At 64.2% G+C, this 19392-nt stretch carries 16 protein-coding genes; 11 read left to right on the top strand and 5 right to left on the bottom strand.

Annotated elements, in window-relative coordinates:
- The first annotated feature begins 5 nt into the window (after positions 1 to 5).
- The 9 genes from C41B8_RS11685 to C41B8_RS11645 all read left to right on the top strand — a co-directional run bounded on the left by C41B8_RS11685 (position 6) and on the right by C41B8_RS11645 (position 9725).
- On the top strand, positions 6 to 761 hold the full coding sequence (locus C41B8_RS11685) for a HalD/BesD family halogenase (RefSeq protein ID WP_198025170.1): 756 nt from the start codon (positions 6 to 8) through the stop codon (positions 759 to 761).
- An 11-nt stretch (positions 762 to 772) separates the two neighbouring features.
- Positions 773 to 1771, top strand: a complete 999-nt coding sequence (locus C41B8_RS11680; protein ID WP_037338245.1) for a lysylphosphatidylglycerol synthase domain-containing protein — start codon at positions 773 to 775, stop codon at positions 1769 to 1771.
- Between the two features lie 21 nt (positions 1772 to 1792).
- Complete coding sequence (locus C41B8_RS11675; protein ID WP_037338243.1) at positions 1793 to 2557, top strand: phosphocholine cytidylyltransferase family protein; 765 nt, start codon at positions 1793 to 1795, stop codon at positions 2555 to 2557.
- 14 nt (positions 2558 to 2571) lie between these two features.
- Positions 2572 to 4221 (top strand): phosphoenolpyruvate mutase, encoded by a 1650-nt coding sequence (gene aepX, locus C41B8_RS11670; protein WP_037338324.1) that lies wholly within the window; start codon positions 2572 to 2574, stop codon positions 4219 to 4221.
- Complete coding sequence (aepY, locus tag C41B8_RS11665) at positions 4218 to 5372, top strand: phosphonopyruvate decarboxylase (RefSeq protein WP_037338240.1); 1155 nt, start codon at positions 4218 to 4220, stop codon at positions 5370 to 5372. Before aepX ends, aepY begins: the two co-directional genes overlap by 4 nt.
- Positions 5373 to 5377: 5 nt before the next feature.
- On the top strand, positions 5378 to 6442 hold the full coding sequence (locus C41B8_RS11660; RefSeq protein WP_037338238.1) for an aminotransferase class V-fold PLP-dependent enzyme: 1065 nt from the start codon (positions 5378 to 5380) through the stop codon (positions 6440 to 6442).
- A gap of 131 nt (positions 6443 to 6573) precedes the next feature.
- A complete protein-coding gene (gene hpnH, locus C41B8_RS11655) occupies positions 6574 to 7716 on the top strand; it encodes an adenosyl-hopene transferase HpnH (protein WP_037338234.1) in 1143 nt (380 codons plus the stop codon).
- A gap of 68 nt (positions 7717 to 7784) precedes the next feature.
- A complete protein-coding gene (locus C41B8_RS11650) occupies positions 7785 to 8906 on the top strand; it encodes a glycosyltransferase (RefSeq protein ID WP_037338231.1) in 1122 nt (373 codons plus the stop codon).
- A 174-nt stretch (positions 8907 to 9080) separates the two neighbouring features.
- Positions 9081 to 9725 (top strand): ABC transporter substrate-binding protein, encoded by a 645-nt coding sequence (locus C41B8_RS11645; protein WP_051883441.1) that lies wholly within the window; start codon positions 9081 to 9083, stop codon positions 9723 to 9725.
- 374 nt (positions 9726 to 10099) lie between these two features.
- On the opposite strand, the gene idi is transcribed toward C41B8_RS11645, so the two are convergent.
- From idi to mvaD, 4 genes are all read right to left on the bottom strand, one after another.
- The gene (gene idi, locus C41B8_RS11640) at positions 10100 to 10699 is read right to left on the bottom strand and encodes an isopentenyl-diphosphate Delta-isomerase (protein WP_084188893.1); all 600 of its coding nucleotides are present in this window, start codon (positions 10697 to 10699) and stop codon (positions 10100 to 10102) included.
- Positions 10696 to 12981 carry a hydroxymethylglutaryl-CoA reductase, degradative gene (locus C41B8_RS11635; protein ID WP_037338317.1) on the bottom strand — a complete coding sequence of 762 codons (2286 nt, stop codon included), beginning with the start codon at positions 12979 to 12981 and terminating at the stop codon, positions 10696 to 10698. The genes idi and C41B8_RS11635 overlap by 4 nt, the downstream gene beginning before the upstream one ends.
- A 72-nt stretch (positions 12982 to 13053) precedes the next feature.
- Positions 13054 to 14130, bottom strand: coding sequence for a mevalonate kinase family protein (locus C41B8_RS19635; protein ID WP_084188891.1), 1077 nt, complete (start codon positions 14128 to 14130; stop codon positions 13054 to 13056).
- On the bottom strand, positions 14127 to 15098 hold the full coding sequence (gene mvaD / locus C41B8_RS11625) for a diphosphomevalonate decarboxylase (protein WP_037338229.1): 972 nt from the start codon (positions 15096 to 15098) through the stop codon (positions 14127 to 14129). The genes C41B8_RS19635 and mvaD overlap by 4 nt, the downstream gene beginning before the upstream one ends.
- Positions 15099 to 15266: 168 nt before the next feature.
- Between mvaD and C41B8_RS11620 the strand changes: the two genes are divergently transcribed.
- On the top strand, positions 15267 to 16772 hold the full coding sequence (locus C41B8_RS11620) for a hydroxymethylglutaryl-CoA synthase family protein (RefSeq protein WP_084188889.1): 1506 nt from the start codon (positions 15267 to 15269) through the stop codon (positions 16770 to 16772).
- 113 nt (positions 16773 to 16885) lie between these two features.
- Here C41B8_RS11620 and C41B8_RS11615 read toward each other — a convergent pair whose 3' ends face one another.
- Positions 16886 to 17932 (bottom strand): NADP(H)-dependent aldo-keto reductase, encoded by a 1047-nt coding sequence (locus C41B8_RS11615; RefSeq protein ID WP_037338226.1) that lies wholly within the window; start codon positions 17930 to 17932, stop codon positions 16886 to 16888.
- 504 nt (positions 17933 to 18436) lie between these two features.
- Between C41B8_RS11615 and ehuB the strand changes: the two genes are divergently transcribed.
- Positions 18437 to 19312 (top strand): ectoine/hydroxyectoine ABC transporter substrate-binding protein EhuB, encoded by an 876-nt coding sequence (ehuB, locus tag C41B8_RS11610; protein ID WP_198025167.1) that lies wholly within the window; start codon positions 18437 to 18439, stop codon positions 19310 to 19312.
- The last annotated feature ends 80 nt before the right edge of the window (positions 19313 to 19392 follow it).

Raw genomic sequence — 19392 nt, 5'->3', positions numbered from 1 at the left:
CCTCGATGAGTCGCGCCAGCGTCGAAGAAATGATTGCCGATGCCGACGCCGCCGATGAGGCGGCGTTCGTCGATGATCTGGATACGCCCGTTTTGAAGCAGCGCTTCGAGGCGGATAACGAATTCATCTTTCTCGATGAATTTCTGCCCGTGGAAACCACGACGCGGTTCCAGGCACGTATTCCGGAACTGGCCGAGGCCGTACACCGCAACTATATTCCGCGGCACAAGAAAGGGGGCAGCGTGTCGCGCTATGCGCTGGACGAGCTCGCCCCCGAAATCCCCGCGCTCTATCGCAACCCGCGTTTCATCGCCTGGCTTGAGCGGATGACGGGCGAGACTCTGCAGGTTTGTCCCGAATCCGATCCGCATGCCTACGCGCTGTATTTCTATACCGAGCCGGGCGATCACATCGGCTGGCATTTCGATACGTCGTACTACGCCGGTAAGCGCTATACGTTGCTGCTGGGCGTGGTCGACGAATCGTCGGCCCAGCTTGAGTTCGAGCTGTTCAAGAACGACGAGAACCGCGAGACGGTGGGCGATGCGCGCAATCTGCGTCCGGGCGCGATGTGTCTGTTCAACGGCGACGAGGTCTGGCATCGCATCACGCCGCTGGGCGATAACGAACGCCGTATTTCGTTGACTTTCGAGTACGTCACCGACACCCACATGAGTGGCTGGCAGCGTTTCGTCTCCAACATGAAGGATTCGATCGCGTATTTCGGTTTCAAACAGGTGTTCAAGCGCGATCAGCGCTAGCCGCCCGACCCGTGAAACGCACCGCTGCCCTCATGCTGCTGACCGGCGTGGCCCTGTTTACGGCCGTACTCGCCTGGCAGGGTCTGCCCGCGATCGGTCACGCGCTGTCGGTGGCGGGCTGGGGGCTGGCCGCGGTCACGGCGTGGCATCTGTTGCCGCTGGTGATCGATAGCCACGCCTGGCGAATTTTGTATCGACCACCGCGGCCAGCGCTGCCGCGCATCGTCTGGGCGCGTTGGATCGGCGAGTCGATCAACGGCCTGTTACCCGTCGCCCAGATCGGCGGTGATATCGCCAAGGCCCGGTTGCTGATCAAACAGGGGCTGGCCGCAGCCGAGACTGGAGCCACCGTGGTTGTCGACATCACCCTGGCCGCTCTTACGCAGATGCTGTTCGGCATGCTCGGGCTGGTGCTGTTGCTGATCCTGATCGATAAGCCGGATATCGCCTGGGGTGTGGCGGTGGGCATCGGCGTGATGCTGGCGCTGCTGGCGTTGTTCTACAGGCTGCAGCGCGGCGGCCTGTTCGGCGCGTTAGCGGTGCTGGTCAAGCGTATCGGCGGCGGTCGCGCGTGGCTGGATTTCGTGGGCGGCGCACAGTCGCTCGACGCCGCGATCAGCGCGATTTATGCCCGGCCGTGGACCGCCGTGCGTGCGCTGGGCTGGCGCTGGATTGGCTGGGTGGCGGGCATCGGCGAGGTCTGGCTCGGGCTTTATTTTCTCGGCCACCCGGTCGGCTTGGCGGATGCCGTCATGCTGGAGGCGCTGGGCCAGGCAATTCGCGGTGCGGCGTTTGCCATTCCCGGTGCGCTCGGTGTTCAGGAGGGCGGTTTCGTGCTCCTGGCTGGGCTGATCGGGCTTAATCCGCAGATCGGGCTGGCCTTGTCGCTGGTCAAGCGCGTGCGCGAGCTCGGCCTGGGCATCCCCGGGCTGGTGGCCTGGCAGTGGGCCGAAGGCCGCCTGCTGGAACGCCCGCGCCGTTCGCCCGCGGCGACCCCTCGACATTCATAAATCATCGAAAGACGAGTGCTTATGCATGCAGTTCTGCTGGCGGCCGGTATGGGCCGTCGACTCGACGACATCACCGGTGGCGGCCCGAAATGCCTGCTGCCGTTCGGTAAGGCCAGTTTGCTCGAGCGTCATCTGCGCCGGCTGACCGCAGCGGGCATTGACCGGCTCACGGTGGTGGTCGGCTTCGAAGCGATGCAGATCGAACAGGCGCTGGGCGCGCTCGTGCCCGAGGTGGCGCCCGAGATGACGGTCACCACCGCCCACAACCCGGCGTTTCGCCAAGGCAGCGCGAAGAGCGTGCTCGCGGCGGCCGATGTGTTGGCGGGCGGGGACGAGGTCCTGCTGATGGACGCCGACGTGCTTTACGATCATCGACTGCTCGATACATTGCTCGCGGCCGATGCTGCCGACGTTCTGGGCATGGATCGCAGTGTAGGCGCCGACGATGCCGAGGCGGTCAAGGTCTGTCTCGACGACGAGCGCATCGTGGCCTTCGACAAGGTGCTGCCCGCCGATCTCGCTTACGACACGATCGGCGAATCAGTCGGCTTCTTCCGGCTGTCGCCGGCCAGCGCCAAGGCACTGGTTCGGGAATGCGAGCGTGTCGGCCGGGCCGATGAAGACGCGCCCTACGAGGCCGCGCTGCAGCGGGTGATGCGTGCCGACGGCGCCGCCTTCGATCCTGCGGACGTGACCGGCTTGCCCTGGATCGAGATCGATTATCCGGTCGATGCCGAGCGCGCCGTCCGCGACATTCTGCCCCAGCTTCAAATCAACCACGGATAGCCATGCTTGCGGATATCAAAGCCCGGACGACCCCGAACAAGACCAAGACCCGCGCCCTGCGCGATCTGCTCGAGTCCAACCGGCTCGAATTCATCATGGAGGCGCACAACGGCCTGTCGGCGCGTATTGTCGAAGAGGCCGGCTTTGCCGGCATCTGGGCATCCGGTCTGGCGCTCTCGGCGGCGTTCGGTGTACGCGATTCCAACGAGGCGAGCTGGACCCAGGTGCTGGAAACGGTCGAGTTCATGGCCGATGCCACCGACGTGCCGATTCTGCTCGACGGCGATACCGGCTATGGCAATTTCAACAACCTGCGGCGCTTGGTCAACAAGCTCGAGTCGCGCGGTGTGGCCGGCGTCTGTATCGAGGACAAGCTGTTTCCCAAGACCAATAGCTTCATCGACGGCGAGCGCCAGCCGCTGGCGGATGTCGACGAATTCTGCGGCAAGATCCGCGCCGGCAAGGATGCCCAGGCCGATCCGGATTTCTGCATCGTCGCCCGCGTCGAGGCGCTGATTGCCGGCTGGTCGGTGGACGAGGCGCTGGAGCGTGCCAAGGCTTACCAGCAGGCCGGGGCGGATGCCATCCTCATCCACGACAAGGCGCCGCGGTTCGACAATATTCAGAAGTTCGCAGATCGCTGGGACGGCTCCTGCCCGCTCGTGATCGTGCCCACCAAGTATTACTCGACGCCGACCGATGTGTTTCGAGCGGCGGGTATCAGCCTGGTGATCTGGGCCAACCATACGGTGCGAGCCTCGGTAACCGCCATGCAGAACACGGTGGCTAGGATTTATCAGAACGAGACCCTGACCGGGGTGGAGGACCGGATCGCGCCGGTGTCGGAGATCTTCCGTCTCCAGGGCGATCCGGAACTGCGCGAGGCCGAGAAGCGCTATGCGGGCGATGCCGGTGCGGCCACCCGCGCTATCGTGCTGGCCGCGGCGCGCGGCGAGGGTCTGGAGCCGGTGACCGAGGCGCGGCCGAAGGCCATGCTCGAAGTGGCCGGTAAGCCGCTGCTTCGTCACTTGGTCGACGTTTTTAAGCAGCACGGGCTGCACGACATCACAGCGGTAGCGGGCTATCGCCCGGAAACCATCGATGTCGCCGGCGTGAAAGTGGTCGAGAATCCGGATTTCGAAACCACCGGCGAGCTGGCGTCGCTGGACAAGGCGCGTGAGCATTTCGGCGACGACAATCTGATCGTCTATGGTGACCTGATCTTCCGGCGCCACGTGCTGACCGACCTGCTGGAGGCGCCCGGCGAGATCACCGTGGTGGTGGATTCGCAGGGACGCCGGTCCGATGCGCCCCAGCGCGACCCGGCCTGGTGTAGCGCGCCGGATGACCGGTCGTTGTTCGGCCAGTCCGTGGCGTTGACCCACGTCGGTATGGACAATGCACCAGACAGCACGCCGAACGGACGCTGGATCGGCGTGATGCGCAGTCGTGGTGAGGGACGGGTCTGGATTCGCCAGGCGTTGGATAAACTCCGCGCCGAAGGCCGATTCGAAACCGCGGGCGTACCGGATCTGCTCAACGAGCTCATCGCGGCCGGGCATCGCGTGGATGTTATCTACATCACCGGGCATTGGCTGGACGTCAACGATCTCGACGATCTGCGCGCCGCATCCGAATTCGCACACGGAGAAGCTGCATCATGACCCTTCAGGCCAACGACTTCATCGATCGCGCGGCCGCCTATGGCTACGACTTCTATGCCGGGGTGCCGTGTTCGTTTCTGACACCGTTCATCAACACCGTGATCGACAGCGAACGGCTGACCTATGTCTCGGCCGCGAACGAGGGCGATGCCGTGGCCCTGGCCGCCGGCCAGGCGCTCGCGGGCAAGCGCGCCGTGGCGATGATGCAGAACTCCGGGCTGGGCAACGCCGTATCGCCACTGACCTCGCTCAACTGGGTGTTCCGGCTACCGATCCTGCTCATCGTGACCTGGCGCGGCACGCCGGATGTGGCCGACGAGCCGCAGCACGAGCTGATGGGCCAGATCACGACCGATATGCTCGAGACCATGGATCTACCGTGGGAAATCTTCCCGGATCGTGCGGAGGCCGTGGACGAGGCGTTGGCCCGGGCCGAAGCCCATATGAACGAGACCGGTCGGCCTTATGTGCTGGTCATGAAGAAGGGCACGGTCGCGCCGGCCGAGCTGCAGACCCAAAGCGCGCCGACCCAGAGCCGCGGGGCGATCACGTTCCGCCCGGCGCCGTACAAGGAGCCGACCGTCTCGCGTCGCGAGGCGCTGTCGCATCTGGTTGAGCGTACCGATCCGGCACACAGTGTCATTATTGCCTCCACCGGTTTTGCCGGTCGCGAGCTGTATGCGATCGACGATCGGCCCAACCATTTGTACATGGTCGGTTCGATGGGCTGTGCGCCGCTGCTCGGGCTCGGCCTGGCGATGGCGCGGCCCGATCTCGACGTGATCGTGGTCGACGGCGATGGGGCCGCCCTGATGCGGCTGGGCGCGATGTCGACACTGGCGGCCTACGGGCCGACCAATCTGCATCATCTGTTGCTCGACAACGGCATGCATGAATCCACCGGCGGCCAGGCCACGGTGTCGTCGGGCCTGTCGTTTGCCGGCATCGCGGCCGCAGCGGGTTATCGCACGACGTATGAGGGGCATGATCGTACGGTGATCGATCAGATGCTCGGCGGCAGCTCGCAAGGACCGGCGTTCTCTCATCTGCATATCGCGCCGGGCACCGATAAGGCCAACCTGCCGCGGCCCGCGGCCACGCCGGTGGAAGTCAAGCAGCGCCTGATGGCGCATATCGGGGCCGGATCGTGAATCGCATGCGCTTGCTTAACCCGGGCCCGGTCACGCTAACCCCGACCGTGCGTGACGCGCTCGCGGCGCCGGATCTGTGTCATCGCGAGGTCGAGTTCTTCGATCTGCAGGATACCCTCCGGGATGGGCTGGCGGCGGTCTATGATCTGGATACCGCCGTCTGGGCGCCGATCGTGCTGAGCGGCTCCGGCACCGCGGCGGTCGAAGCGATGATGGCCTCGATGCCGGGTGACGGCGCGCGCGTGCTGGTGATCGAGAACGGCGTCTACGGCGAGCGGATGACGCACATGGCGGCCGTCCACGGCATCGACCACGAGACCTTGTCGCTTGCCTGGGGCGAGGCCATCGATCCGGTAATTCTGGCCGAGCGGCTTGCGGGCGCGGATTTCACCCACGTTGCGGTGGTGCATCACGAAACCACCACGGGCCGGCTCAACGACCTCGATGCGATCGCGGCGGTGTGTGCCGACGCCGATGTGGCGTTGTTGGTCGATGCGGTGTCGAGTTTCGGCGCCGAGGCGATCGCTTTCGGTCCTGCGGTCGCTGCGGTGGCGGCCACCGCCAATAAATGTCTGCACGGCGCGCCCGGCGCTGCATTCGTGCTCGCACGGCGCAGCGCGCTGACCGCGGCAAAAACGCGGGCGTTATATCTGGATCTGGTGAGCTACTGCGACAAGCAAGATGAGCGCGGCACACCGTTCACACCGGCCATACCGGCCTTCCATGCCCTGGCCGCCGCTCTGGCCGAACACGCCAGTGCGGGCGGCTGGCGGGCGCGACGCGCGTATTATCGGGCGTTGGCACAGCGTGTCGCCGATGGACTGGCGGAGCTCGGTATCCAAGCCATGCTGTCGACGCAACAGAGTTCGTGTGTTTTAAGGGCGTATCGGCTGCCCGCCGGAGTGTCTTATCATGAGCTCCATGATCATCTCAAAGCGGCTGGCTTTGTCATTTACGCAGGGCAGGGTGGCCTGACGGATGAGATTTTTCGTATCTCCACCATGGGCGATCTGCATGATGGGGACGTAGATGAACTGATTGCACGAATTGCCGAGATCACGGCACCCTAATGTGCAACAATAGAGTTCTTAACAAAATTTGCATATGTATAATGCAGTGGTGCTTCGCGGCATCGCCGCATTACATCTATTGCGCTCGGATCGGCTAACCCCCAACCGCCGGGCCCAAAAGAGAGGTCGAAATGGCAGTACCGCTGATTCAACAGTACAAAGTGGCACGCTACATCATGGGCCAGAAGATCGCCCGGCGTGAGCGTTACCCGCTGGTGCTGATGCTGGAGCCGTTGTTCCAGTGCAACCTGGCGTGCGCCGGTTGCGGCAAGATCGACCACCCCAAAGACATCCTGAAGCAGCGCATGAGCGTCGAGGACGCGTTGAACGCGGTCGACGAATGCGGTGCACCCATGGTGTCGATTCCAGGCGGCGAGCCGCTGATCCACAAGGACATGCCTGAAATCATCAAGGGCATCGTGGCGCGCAAGAAGTTCGTCTATCTTTGCACCAACGCCATCCTGATGAAGAAGAAGATGGACGACTACGATCCGTCGCCTTACTTCACCTGGTCGGTGCATCTGGACGGCCTGAAAGAGCGCCACGACGAGTCGGTGTGCCAGGAAGGCGTGTTCGAGAAAGCCGTCGAGGCCATCGAAATGGCGCGCGACCGCGGCTTCCGCGTAACCATCAACTGCACGCTGTTCGACGGTGAAGTGCCGGAAGAAGTCGCCGATTTCTTCGATTACGTCACCGATCTGGGCGTGGAAGGCATCACCGTGTCGCCGGGCTACTCCTACGAGCATGCGCCGCGTCAGGACGTGTTCCTGGGCCGCTCCAAGGCCAAGAACCTGTTCCGCGAGATTTTCCGGCACGGTAAGGAGCGCGGTTCGGACTGGAAGCTTAATCATTCCTCGCTGTATCTGGACTTCCTGGCCGGAAACGAGACCTACCAGTGCACGCCTTGGTCGAACGTAACCTACAACATCTTCGGTTGGCAGAAGCCCTGCTACCTGTTGGTCGACGAAGGTTACGAGAAGACCTTCAAGGGCCTGATGGAAAACACCGAGTGGGAGAAATACGGTGTGGGCCGCAATCCGAAGTGCGACAACTGCATGGCGCACTGCGGGTATGAAGGCACGGCGGTCGAGGATACGTTCTCGCACCCGCTGAAAGCGTTGAAGAGCATGGCGCGCGGCCCGCGTCTGTCGGGCGACTTCGCCGAAGAACTGCCGGTTCTGTACGGCGATCGGGCCGAGGCCACGGCGACCAAGATCCCGATTTCCCAGATCGGCCGTCGGGAGTCGAGCTCGAAGGAAAAAGAACTCGGTTAACGCCGACGTTCTATTTCCAGCCTTCCGAGGCCGCCGGTGCGCCGGCGGCCTTTTTTGTATCCGACGTTATGCTGCTCACGACACTGGTTCTGACTTCTCTGATCATCTGGCTCGGCCTGCTGGCGCAGCCCTGGCTGCCCTGGTTGTTGCGGGAGCGCTTTGCGGCACGTGCCGCCGACGCTCAGACCGCCGATTTGTCGGATGTGACCGTGCTGATTCCTGCACGCGACGAGGCCGAGGCGCTGGAGCGTACTTTGGCCGCACTGGCTGAGCAGGGCACCGGGTTGTCGGTGGTCGTGATCGATGACAACTCGACCGACGGTACCGGGGACATCGCGCGGGCGGCCCCGCTCGATCGGCTCACCGTCCTCACCGGCCAGCCGCTGCCCGAGGGCTGGACCGGGAAACTCTGGGCGCTCGAGCAGGCGCGCCAGCACGTGGCGACATCGCGGGTCGTATTGCTGGATGCCGATATCCGTATCGCGCCCGGCACGATCGCCGGGCTGAAGGCCAAAGCCATGGCCGAAAACCGGCAGATGGTGTCGCTGATGGCGCATTTGCGCATGACCAGCCTGCCCGAGCGGCTGCTGATCCCGGCCTTCATCTATTTCTTCAAGCTGCTCTATCCGTTTGCCTTGTCCAACGCCGGCTCGCGATATGTCGCGGCGGCGGCCGGTGGCTGCGTGCTGATCGATACCGCCATGCTCGAACGTATCGGCGGTTTCGGCGCCCTGCGCGATGCCGTGATCGACGATTGCACGTTGGCGCGTTGCGTACGTCGTAGCGGCGGACGGACCTGGGTTGGGGTAACGCATGCGGCGGTGAGCCTGCGGGGCTACGACGATTTCGAGGGCATCCACGCCATGGTGGCGCGTTCGGCCTATAGCCAGCTGCGCTATTCGCCCGGTCTGTTGGCCGGATGCACGCTAGCGATGGGGCTGATGTTCTGGCTGCCGCCGCTGGCGCTGATCCTGGGCGATTCGACGGCCCGCTGGCTCGGATTGGCAGCCTGGATTGCGATGGCGGTCAGCTATATACCGACCCTGACTTATTACGGGCTGTCGCGTTTCTGGGCTGTGGGCCTGCCGCTGATCGGCACGATTTATCTGGGCATGACGTGGTCCTCGGCGCTACGGTACTGGCGCGGTGTGCGCACGGCATGGCGCGGGCGGGCCTACCACCGGTCCTGATCGACGGCACCCCTGGGATGCAACGCTCACCGACGAAATCGGGTCTTTCCGGATATGTTCAGGATGCAGACATCCGGGTTGGCGTCTAATCGGGTTGATGAGATGCACGACGGCCCCATATCGGAGAACGTGTTACCCGAAGGCGGGCCTGGATTGAGACCGAGGAAGTCGAGAATGAAAGCATTGACGCGTTTGTTGCAAAGCGTGGTGGCTACGGGCGTGATCTTCGCCTGTGTCAGCGTGTGGACGGCGGCGGCAGCCGAACCGGCCCGCACGGTGGTCGAGAACCTCGACAGCCAGCTTGTGGCCACGATGAAGCAGGGCAAGCAGCTCGGTTTCGAGGGACGCTACAAGAAACTGGCGCCGGTGATCGACCAATCGTTCGATCTGAACCGCATCGCCAAGCTCGCGCTCGGCAGCAAGTGGGAAAAACTCGACCCGCAACAGCAGACTCAGTATCTGCACATGTTCCGCGAGGACACACTCGCAACCTACGCATCGCGCTTCGACAGCTATAGCGGCCAGTCTTTCAAGATCAAGGCCGTCAAGGATGCGCCGGGCGGTCGCCGCCAGGTCAACACGGTCATTACCTCCAACGATGGCGACGATATCCCGATCAATTATGTCTTGGATAACGAAAGCGGCGATTGGAAGATCGTGAACGTCGTGGCCAAGGGCGTCAGCGACCTGGCCCTCAAGCGCGGCCAGTACACCGGTTCCATTCAGGAAAAAGGCCCGGCTGGCTTTATCAAGCAGTTCCAGGCGCAGCTGAAGAAATATCCCAGTATCCCGAAGGTGCCGGCAAACGACGCCGGCTGATTTTCGTCGGATTGACCGAAAAGGGCCCGGGGGGGCCGGGTGGGGGCCCGGGGGTTTTTTTTTTTTTTTTATGGCCAAAAAACGCGGATGAGTGTTGTCGGATGTAGACGCGACGCGCCGTGGATCGACGTACTGCACACGGCGTCGAGCGGCCGGGCGATGGCCAAGCGCTGGTGGAGCCGGCGCGGCATGAGCATAGAGCTCGCCGCCGTTTAAGCTCCGTTCTGCCAACCTGACGACCAGGACAGCGCGTTGGCCGTTGACGGACTCAACACGCCCTAGCCGTAGGCGCGTGGGCGACCCGAGCGGCCCTGAAAATATCGTGGGAGCCGAGTGAGTAGTGCCGGGCAACGAGCCCGGCGCCCGGTATGGGCTCAGCGTGGCGCGTTGCCGGGCGTCAGGCGTTCGACCGTGGCCCAATGGGCTTCACGAATCCGGGGCCATTCGAGCTTGAGCCAGGGCGTATAGCGATCCGGGTGGGCGGCCAGCTCGGCATCAAGCATATCGGGCGCCATGAACGAGAAATCGGCGATCTCGTTGGGGTTGCCGGCCACGGCGGCGTCCGAACAGGCAACAAATACGGAACACATTTCGTGCTCGGCGCCGATCTCGCCGAACTGGGCGTGATACTCGAATTTGTAGAGATAGGTGACGTCGGCTTCGACGCCGATTTCCTCGCGCAGGCGCCGCTGCGCCGCCTCGGGCACTGTCTCGCCGCGCCGTGGATGGCTGCAGACGCTGTTCGACCAGAAGCCGCCCCACAGCTGCTTGGCGTCGGCGCGCTGCTGCATCAGTACCTCGCCATCGCTATTGAACAGAAAGATCGAAAAGGCGCGGTGCAGTACCCCTTCGCCTTTGTGTGCCTCGGCCTTGGGCATATGGCCGAGTACGTTGTCGTCGGAGTCGACCAGGATCAACGGTTCGTCGTCGAAGGAGACGACTTCGGCGGCGCCAGCGTTCATGTTCGTGCTCATGAGCGAATTTCCGTGATGAAGGAGTTGTAGCCCGCGACCCGCATCGCCGAAGCCACATCCTGAATTTTATCGGCTTCGGCGACTGCGATCATGGCGCCGCCGCCGCCGCCGCCGGTGAGCTTCGCGCCGAGCGCGCCGTGGGTCCGGGCGATTTCGACCAGTTCCTCGATTTCCCAGGACGAGACCTGCAGCGCATTGAGCAGGCCGTGATCGATATTCATCAAGTCGCCCAGTTCGGCGATGTCGCCGCGCGCGAGCGCATCGACGCCGGCCAGGGCCAGTCCATCGATCTGGTCGAAGATGGCTTCGTAGCGCGACGGGCTCTTCTGCCAGGCCGCGCGGACATTGCCCACGGTCTGGGCGGTCAGCGTCGCCACCCCGGACAGGCCGATGACCACCGGGATCGGGCGCGCGGTGGCCAGATCGCGGATCTCCGGACGGGCGGTCGGGTTGTCCTTGCGGAACAGGATCGGCCGGCCGAAGGTGGCCAACGTGTTGTCGATACCGCTCGGCGTGCCGTGGGCGATCTTTTCGACGTCGAACGCCAGATTCGATATCTCGCGCTCGGACATCTTGATGTCGAAACAGCGCGCCATGGCGCGAATCACGGCCACGGCCAGGGCCGCGGACGCGCCGAGGCCGTTGGCCCGCGGCACGCGCGGGAACACATCGATACGCATGCCGCGATCGGCCACGCCAAGGCGCTCGGCGATCAGCGTGATCGATTCGTGCAACGAGCTGATCTTGCCCTCCGGCTCGGAAAAACGCATTTCCACGCCCCAGCGCGGGATCAGCAAATCGATCTGTTCGGGCTGTGGGCGCACTTCGGCGCGCACATTCAGCGGAATGGGGGCCGCGATCGCATGCCGGCCGTAGACCACCGAATGCTCGCCGAGCACGATGATCTTGCCGTAGCCCATATCGCCGACCGCATCGCCGTGACCAATGACTTCCGGCTCCGCCGAGCGCGTCGTACTGCGGGCGGCCTTGCTGCGGTTTTCGCCGAGCTCGGCCAGAATTTCGCGCGCGCGCCAGACCTTGATATCGCCGCCGGCGATCAGCCGATCCACGACCTCGTCGAACTGGTCTTCGGTGGCCCCGGCGGCCATGGCCACGCTACGCGCATGCAACGTCATGTGGCCGCGCTGGATGCCGTGGGTCGACAGCGCCTTGATGGCGGCGAAGTTCTGCGCCAGGCCGACCGCGCACATGATCTCGGCCAGTTCCGCCGCCGAATCGATGCCCAGCACGCGATGCGCGATCTTGACCGCCTGGTTGGATTCGACCTGGCCGCCGACGGTGCCAACCTTCAGCGGCAGCTCCAGCTCGCCGACCAGATTACCGTCATCATCGGCCGTCCAGCGCGTCAGCGACCGATATCGGCCGGTCCGCGCGGCGTAGGCATGGGCCGCGGCCTCGATCGCGCGCCAGTCGTTGCCGGTGGCGATGGCCACGGCATCGATGCCGTTCATGATGCCCTTGTTGTGCGTAGTCGCCCGGTACGGGTCCATCTCGGCGAATTCGTTCGCCAGGATGATGCCGTCGCGGACCTCGGTGCCCGAATATTCGCCGGCTTCCAGCAGGCTGGGCGGAATCACGCAGCGTGCGCGGACCAGCGCGCGGTCGGTGAGGTTCGACAGGATACGCAGGAACACCTCGCCGCCGGAGATCTTTTCGATCAGCGGGGCCGCGCCTTCGCACATCGTGTTGACGAGGTTGGCGCCCATGGCATCGCGGGTATCTACGACCAGGTGGACCACCAGCATCTCGCCATGTTCGGCGGTCGCGCCGTGCGTGAGCACCTCGATGTCGCGGGCGCCGCCGCCGCGGGCGACCATGTTCGGGTGCAGGCTGTTGGCGAGATTCAGAATCTCTTCCCGAGCCTGCAGGATGGCCTGCTTGGCGTGCGCGGCATGCGGTACGTTCACGACCTGAATCTGGCCAATGAGCATCGGCCGTTCGGCGCGCGACGTAAAGCCGCCGGCGCGTCGCACCAGTTTGGCCGCCGACGATACCGCCGCGATGATCGACGGCTCTTCGACCACCATCGGGATCAGGTAGTCGCGGTCGTTGATCTGGAAGTTCAGGCCCAGGCCCATCGGCAACCCGAAGGCGCCAATCACGTTCTCGATCAGCCGGTCGGCCTTGTCCGCATCCAGCAGATGCGTGCCGTCGACCAGCATGTCGTATTCCGTCTCGCTGATGACGTCGCGCTCGAGCAGGGCACGCAGGCGGTCAGCGACCGAGAATTTGTAGAACTGAGGAATGCGGGAATGACTCATGCGAAACGAACCCTCGCGCCGAATGGTCGACGATACCGACACCGCATCGATATCGTTGTGTAATACATAAGTTTAGCGCAGCCCACGTTCGCCTGTCGTTGCTCGGGGGGCGGCGGATGAATCGGTTTCGTTTTCCAGCGCCACGCCGGGCGCGGCGAAACCGAGATCGATAATGTCGGCGCCGGCGGCGTCGAACTCGCGACGTAGCGCCGTTTCGTCCACATTCGGGGTGGTGAATAGCAGGCCGACATCGCCGCCGCCGGCGCCGGAACTCTTGAAGACCGCGCCATGACGGGCCGCCGTGGCATGCAGTTCATGATGGCGTTCGCTGACGATGCCGGCCTTGGCGTGATGATCCAGAGCGATAAGCGCCTCGAAGAATTCACGGGCCAGTCGCACGAAACGCACGGCCTGACCGAGATCTTCCGCGGCATTCTCGGCCAGCGCGGCGAGGCGGCCGATATCGGACGCGAAGCCGGCGGGTTCTCGTTTGCCGTATTCGTAGACCCGGCCGACCAGATCGGTGGTGCTGGCGCCGGTACCGGTCACCACGACTAGACCGCTTAGCCCCGGCGGCCAGGCCAGCGGGGTCGGCGCCGTATCGCGCGTGTAGCCGATGATACCGCCATAGACCGCGGTTGCGACATCGCCGCCGCTTCCGGTGCCGTTCTGGGCGTCGCGATGCGCCGCGATGGCCAGTTCGGCCAGCTCGGCGTGGCCAACTTCGACGCCCGCGCGGGCCAGCAGCGCCCGACTCAGGGCCGCGGCCACGGCCGCGCTGGAGCCGAGCCCGAGCTTGTGCCCATCGCGCGCGAAATCGGTGGTATCGATATGGACATTGAGCGGAGGCAGCGGGGTGTCGATATGAGCGACGACGCGCGCCAGCACGGCGCGGTAGACGCGTAGACGGTCGGCCAGACTGGCGTCGATCTCGGCCGGCCCGCGACCGTCGACGCCCAGCGCCAGTCCGTCGATATCCAGGTTGGGGGCGGTGAGATGCCAGTATTCGTCGTCTGAATCGGTGAGCGTCACTCGGGCGCGTCGATCGACTGCGCTCAGGATCGCCGGCGCGCCTTCCAGCACGGCGTATTCGCCGATCAGGAACAGCTTGCCGGGGGCGCTCGCGACGATCGGACCCGCCATGCTCATGCGATCACGCGCGCGGCCGGGCCGAGTGCGGTGCGACGGGTTTCCAGCACCCCGGGCACGTCGGCCAGTTCGCGGGCGACCGCTTCGCCGTGTCCCGGGGCGCAAAGGGCTTTGACCTGGGGCCCGGCATCGATCGTGAAATAGACGGGCGTGCCGGCCTCGCGCAGGCTCCGGACGGCGTGCATGGCGGCCACGGTCGCCGGGTTCCAGTAGATCAGCCCCGGGCGCGTGGACATCATCAGACCATGCAGCTTGAGACAGCTCATCTCCGTGAGCGCGCCCACGGTTTCGAAATCGCGGGCCGCGATCGCATCGCGCATGGCGGCGAGATCGCTCTCGGAATGGTCGACCCAGGCCTGGTAATAATCGGATCGCTCGTCGAGATGGCTCATGCCGATCGACGAATTCACCGATTTGGTCGCCGTGTCCGTGATTGCGACCACGATCTCCACCGGCCAGTCCTCGGGTTCGAGCATCGGTTCGGCGAAGGCGTCGCTGCCGTCGTCGCGCGTGCCGCGATGCATTTCGGCAAAGCCGCCGAAGATCGAGCGGGCCGCCGAGCCGGAACCCTGCCGCGACAGGATCGACAACTCGCGCGCGTCGAGTTCGAGCCCGGCGGCGCGCGTGGCCGCCAGGGACAGCGCCGCAAACCCCGAAGCCGAGGAGGCCAGGCCGGCCCCGGTCGGGAAGTTGTTGGCGGAGACGATCGACGCGCGCGTGTCGATGCCGGCGCGTGCGCGTACCAGGTCGAGAAACGGGGTCAGCCGCGCGGTATCGGCGGGCTTGTCGTCGAGTTGGGCGCAATCCGCGGAGAGGGTGTCGTCGAACACCACGGTGGTGTCGGTATACAGCGCGCCGAGCGTGACCGAGATCGACCCGACCGCCGGCAAATTGCGCGGACCCGCGCGCTTGCCCCAGTACTTGATCAGCGCGATATTGCTGTGGGCGCGCGCAGTGGCTTGGCTCATAATCAGGGTGCCGTCAGCTTTTGAACAACGATTTCGCGCGAAAGGATACGCCATCGCTATCGATCTGCCGAGCCCGATTGCCCTTGCACTGTGCACCATTTGTTAGCATAGCCCTCACGAAATATTCACGTGGCGCGCATTGCGGGCCGCCGGACAACGAGAACGACCATGCCGGGAATCAGTGGACTGGCGCTTTATCTGCCGCCGTATCGTGTCAATCTTGAGGACTGGTGTGAGTGGAACGACCAGCCCTGGGACAAGGTTCGCAAAGTGGTGGGCCGCAGCTTTCGCATGCGCGGGCCCGAGCAGAGCGTGTACACGCTCGCCGCCAATGCGGTCTGGCGGCTGATCGAAGCCTACGATATCGATCCGCGCGAGATCGGCTATCTGGCGCTGGGGACCGAATCCTCGAGTGATAATTCGGCCGGGGCGGTCATCGTCAAGGGCATGCTCGATGATGCGCTCGCCGCGCACGATCTGCCGCCCATGGCGCGCGAATGCGAGGTCCCCGAATACAAGCACGCCTGCCTCGGCGGCGTGTACGCGCTCAAGGGCGCGCTGCGCTATCTGGCGACCGACGGCGCGGACCGCAAGGCAATCGTCGTCTGTTCGGATATCGCCGAATACGAGCGCGGCTCGTCCGGTGAGCCGACCCAGGGCGCCGGCGCGGTAGCAATTCTGCTCGAAGCCGAGCCGAAGCTGCTGCATATCGACCTCTCTAGTTCGGGCAGTGCCTCGGACTATCGCATGGTCGACTTTCGCAAGCCGTTCGCGCGCTTCCGCGGTCAGCCGCAGCGTAGCGATGGCCAGATGCAGGACCTGCCGGTGTTCAACGGCCGCTATTCCACCAGTTGTTATGTGGATGCCACGCGGGCTGCGATCAACGCCATGCTGGCGCGTCGTGGCGGCGGGCGCCGTGCGGACTACTTCCATACCGTGGATGCGGTGTTCATGCACCGGCCGTATCACCGCATGCCGTCCGCCGGTTGGGCGATGGCCTATCTGTTCGCGCTGGCCGACGGCGATGACGACAACCGGGCCGAACTGTGCGAATACGCCGAAGCCGCCGGCATCGATCCGCACGCGCTGCTGGCCGAGATTCGCAACGTCGCGCCCGATATGCGTTCGCGCGTGGCGGCGGGCGAATCCGGCAAGGATGCCTTTCCGCTGGCCGGCGATCTGATGCGCTATTTGCGCAAGACCGAGCTCTGGCAGAACCTCGTGGCCGGCAAGCTCTCGCTTGGTAGCGAGATGATGCGGGATCTGGGCAATCTCTATACCGCCGCGCTGCCGGCCTGGCTGGCTGCCGGTTTCACCCAGGCCCATCGCGATACGCTCAACCTCGGGGGGCAGCAGTGGCTTGCGCTCGGTTATGGCAGTGGCGACGCGGCGGAGGCGCTGCCCATGCGCGTGGCCGAGAACTGGGAAGCGGCGGCGGCTCGTATTAACTTCACCGAGGCGCTCGGCCTGCCGCTGGATCTGAGTGCGGAGCAATATGCCGCGCTGCACGACGGCCACCCGGCCGACGTCGAGCCTGCGCCTGCCAGCGATGAGTTCGTCGTCGATCGGATCGGCAATATCGATCGCCCGGATTTCCGCGATGTCGGCATCGAATACTATCGCTACGTGCCGGCTGCCGAGGCCGGCGCTGCGGCCAAGAAAGCCGTCGGCTGATCCCAATCGCGACGATCCGATAAAAAAAGCCGGTGCGTGATCGCACCGGCTTTTTTGTGGGCTTGGTCGTTAGGGCGTGTCGTCACGAGATACACCCTAGGGCGAAGGGTCCACTAAGGCGAAGGGTCCGGATTGTCGGTGTGGATCGCCTCAATGCCAGCCAGTACCTCGTCCGACAGCGTCAGCTCGGCGCTGTCGATGTTCGAGGCCAGCTGTTCCATCGTGGTCGCGCCGATGATGTTGGACGTCACGAAGTCGCGGCTGGTGACGTAAGCCAGCGCCATCTGGGCCGGATCCAGGCCGTGCTCGCGGGCCAGTGCCACGTAGTCGGCGGTCGCCTGAGCAGCGCGCTCGCCGCTGTAACGCGCGAAGCGTTCCCAACGCGTCAGGCGTGCGCCTTCAGGTTTCGCCCCGTCCAGATACTTGCCCGAGAGCATGCCGAAGGCCAGCGGCGAATACGCCAGCAGGCCGATCTGTTCACGAATCGAACACTCGGCCAGCCCGATCTCGAACGTACGATTGAGCAGCGAGTAGGGGTTCTGGATGGAAACCGCCCGCGGCAGCGACTCACGCTCTGCCGCGCGCAGGAAACGCATCACGCCCCAGGGCGTTTCGTTGGACAGGCCGACGTATCGGATTTTGCCTTCGTCGACCAGGCGCGCGAGTTCGCCGAGCGTTTCCTCGATCGGCACCGGCGTCTCGCTGGCATCGTGGACATAGCCGCGCTTGCCGAAAGTGTTGGTGGACCGGTCCGGCCAGTGCAGCTGGTAGAGATCGATATGGTCGGTCTGCAGGCGCGCCAGGCTGCCTTCGATCGCACGCCGAATGTGATCAGGCGTCAGGCGGGGCGTTTCGCCGTCACGCAGATATTCCATCGGCGTGCGCGCGTGGCCGGTTACCTTGGTGGCCAGCACGACATCGTCGCGCCGGCCCGTGCGGGCCAGCCAGCTGCCGATATAGGTCTCTGTCCGGCCCTGGGTTTCAGCCCGCGGCGGGACCGGGTACATCTCGGCCGCGTCGATGAAGTTCACGCCGCGATCGAGGGCGTAGTCGAGCTGTTCGTGAGCGTCGGCTTCGCTGTTCTGTTCGCCAAAGGTCATGGTCCCGAGACAGATGGCGCTGACTTCGAGCGCTGTGGGACCGAGCTTGCGGTATTCCATGCGTAAAGCATATCGGTTGGGGGAGCAAGCCGGACAGGTTAGCCCAAGGCGTCCGGACAAGGCTATCAATCGATGCGCAAATATCGCCTGATCAGACCGTTCCTGGGAGGCCCGCGACCAAAGTCGAGCACGACCTGGACGAGGCGCGACCAGGCCTGCACCAAAAACGTGCAGAGCCGATGGCGAAAGAGTAAATCCCGGCCGGCGAGGTGATCGACAGGTGATTGATTCAAAAGCGCCTTTAGAGCTCTTTCGGGACTATTGGTGTATCACGCAGGTATCTGATTATGCACCGATTTGTGCTTGTGCGTTTGGGTCCGGATCGCTTCGTTTCATGCATCGAGTCGGTGCAAATACGACCGCTGTCTTATTTGTAAGCCCGGCTCGGATGTTGCATGGTCAAAGACGAACTTAGGGCTCGGATCGAGGCCCGGTCGCTCGCGGCATGTCCGTGCGATCGCGGCGGCTGCGAACGGGCTGTAACCGCAACGAGGGAGACTTCACATGATGAAATCCATGCGATTGACGTCGATGGCCGCCAGTGCAGCCGTTGCGCTGGCCTGTGTCGCCGGTGCCGTCGGCACGGCCCAGGCGCGTACGCTGGAGCAGATCAAGCAATCGGGCACGATTCGCATCGCGATCGCCAACGAGATCCCCTATGGCTTCATGGAGGGTGATACAGCGGTTGGTCTGGGTCCGAGCGTGGCCAAGCACGTGCTCGAGGAAATGGGTATCAAGCACATCAAGTGGACGGTCGTCCCGTTCGGTTCGTTGATTCCGTCGCTCAAGGCCGATCGTGTGGATATGGTGGCCGCGTCCCAGGCGATCCAGCCGCAGCGCTGCTCGCAGGTCGATTACTCGATCCCGAACAGCACCTACGGCGAAGGCGTGCTGGTGAAGAAGGGCAACCCCGACAATATCCACGGCTACGATGCCTTCGTGAAGAACCATAACCTCAAGTTCGGCATCGTCTCGGGCGCCAATCAGCTCGGCTTTGCCCAGAAGAGCGGCATCAAGAGCGACCAGATCGTATCGCTGCGCGCCAACTCCGATGCGATCTCGGCGGTGACCTCGGGCCGTATCAGCGGCTATGCGGCCACGCAGCTGACCGTTGCGATGCTCGCTAAGAAGTCCTCGCGGGTCGAGCAGGCGCTGCCGTTCAAGGATCCGGTCATCGACGGCAAGCCGCAGCGCAGCTGGGGCGGCTTCACCTTCGCCAAGGGTAACGACACTCTGCGTAAGGCGTTCGACAAGAAGCTGGCCGCCTACCAGAAGACTGACGGCTGGAAGCAGACCATGAAGAAATACGGCCTGGACGAAGGGTCGATCGAGAAGGTCTTCAACAAGACCACCCAGCAGCTCTGCTCGGCGGACAGCTAACTGCCGCCGTGACCTGACCGGGCAAATCCCGGCCGGGTATCCGATGCCGGCCGTCGCGTGGGTTCGCGGCGGCCGGATTT

The organism is Salinisphaera hydrothermalis C41B8 (assembly GCF_000732535.1).
In the GTDB taxonomy this organism is placed as follows: domain Bacteria; phylum Pseudomonadota; class Gammaproteobacteria; order Nevskiales; family Salinisphaeraceae; genus Salinisphaera; species Salinisphaera hydrothermalis.
Note: the sequence above shows the minus strand (reverse complement) of the source record. Positions and strands in the feature narration are given on the sequence as shown.

Bases quoted from the DNA above. Each gene is read 5' to 3' on its own strand.
- idi (WP_084188893.1), bottom strand. From the start codon at position 10,699: ATGAGCACGAACATGAACGCTGGCGCCGCCGAAGTCGTCTCCTTCGAC.
- aepY (WP_037338240.1), top strand. From the start codon at position 4,218: ATGACCCTTCAGGCCAACGACTTCATCGATCGCGCGGCCGCCTATGGC.
- C41B8_RS11615 (WP_037338226.1), bottom strand. From the start codon at position 17,932: ATGGAATACCGCAAGCTCGGTCCCACAGCGCTCGAAGTCAGCGCCATC.
- C41B8_RS11685 (WP_198025170.1), top strand. From the start codon at position 6: ATGAGTCGCGCCAGCGTCGAAGAAATGATTGCCGATGCCGACGCCGCC.
- C41B8_RS11620 (WP_084188889.1), top strand. From the start codon at position 15,267: ATGCCGGGAATCAGTGGACTGGCGCTTTATCTGCCGCCGTATCGTGTC.
- C41B8_RS11650 (WP_037338231.1), top strand. From the start codon at position 7,785: ATGCTGCTCACGACACTGGTTCTGACTTCTCTGATCATCTGGCTCGGC.
- mvaD (WP_037338229.1), bottom strand. From the start codon at position 15,098: ATGAGCCAAGCCACTGCGCGCGCCCACAGCAATATCGCGCTGATCAAG.
- C41B8_RS11635 (WP_037338317.1), bottom strand. From the start codon at position 12,981: ATGAGTCATTCCCGCATTCCTCAGTTCTACAAATTCTCGGTCGCTGAC.
- C41B8_RS11645 (WP_051883441.1), top strand. From the start codon at position 9,081: ATGAAAGCATTGACGCGTTTGTTGCAAAGCGTGGTGGCTACGGGCGTG.
- C41B8_RS11675 (WP_037338243.1), top strand. From the start codon at position 1,793: ATGCATGCAGTTCTGCTGGCGGCCGGTATGGGCCGTCGACTCGACGAC.
- C41B8_RS19635 (WP_084188891.1), bottom strand. From the start codon at position 14,130: ATGAGCATGGCGGGTCCGATCGTCGCGAGCGCCCCCGGCAAGCTGTTC.
- C41B8_RS11660 (WP_037338238.1), top strand. From the start codon at position 5,378: ATGCGCTTGCTTAACCCGGGCCCGGTCACGCTAACCCCGACCGTGCGT.
- hpnH (WP_037338234.1), top strand. From the start codon at position 6,574: ATGGCAGTACCGCTGATTCAACAGTACAAAGTGGCACGCTACATCATG.
- ehuB (WP_198025167.1), top strand. From the start codon at position 18,437: ATGATGAAATCCATGCGATTGACGTCGATGGCCGCCAGTGCAGCCGTT.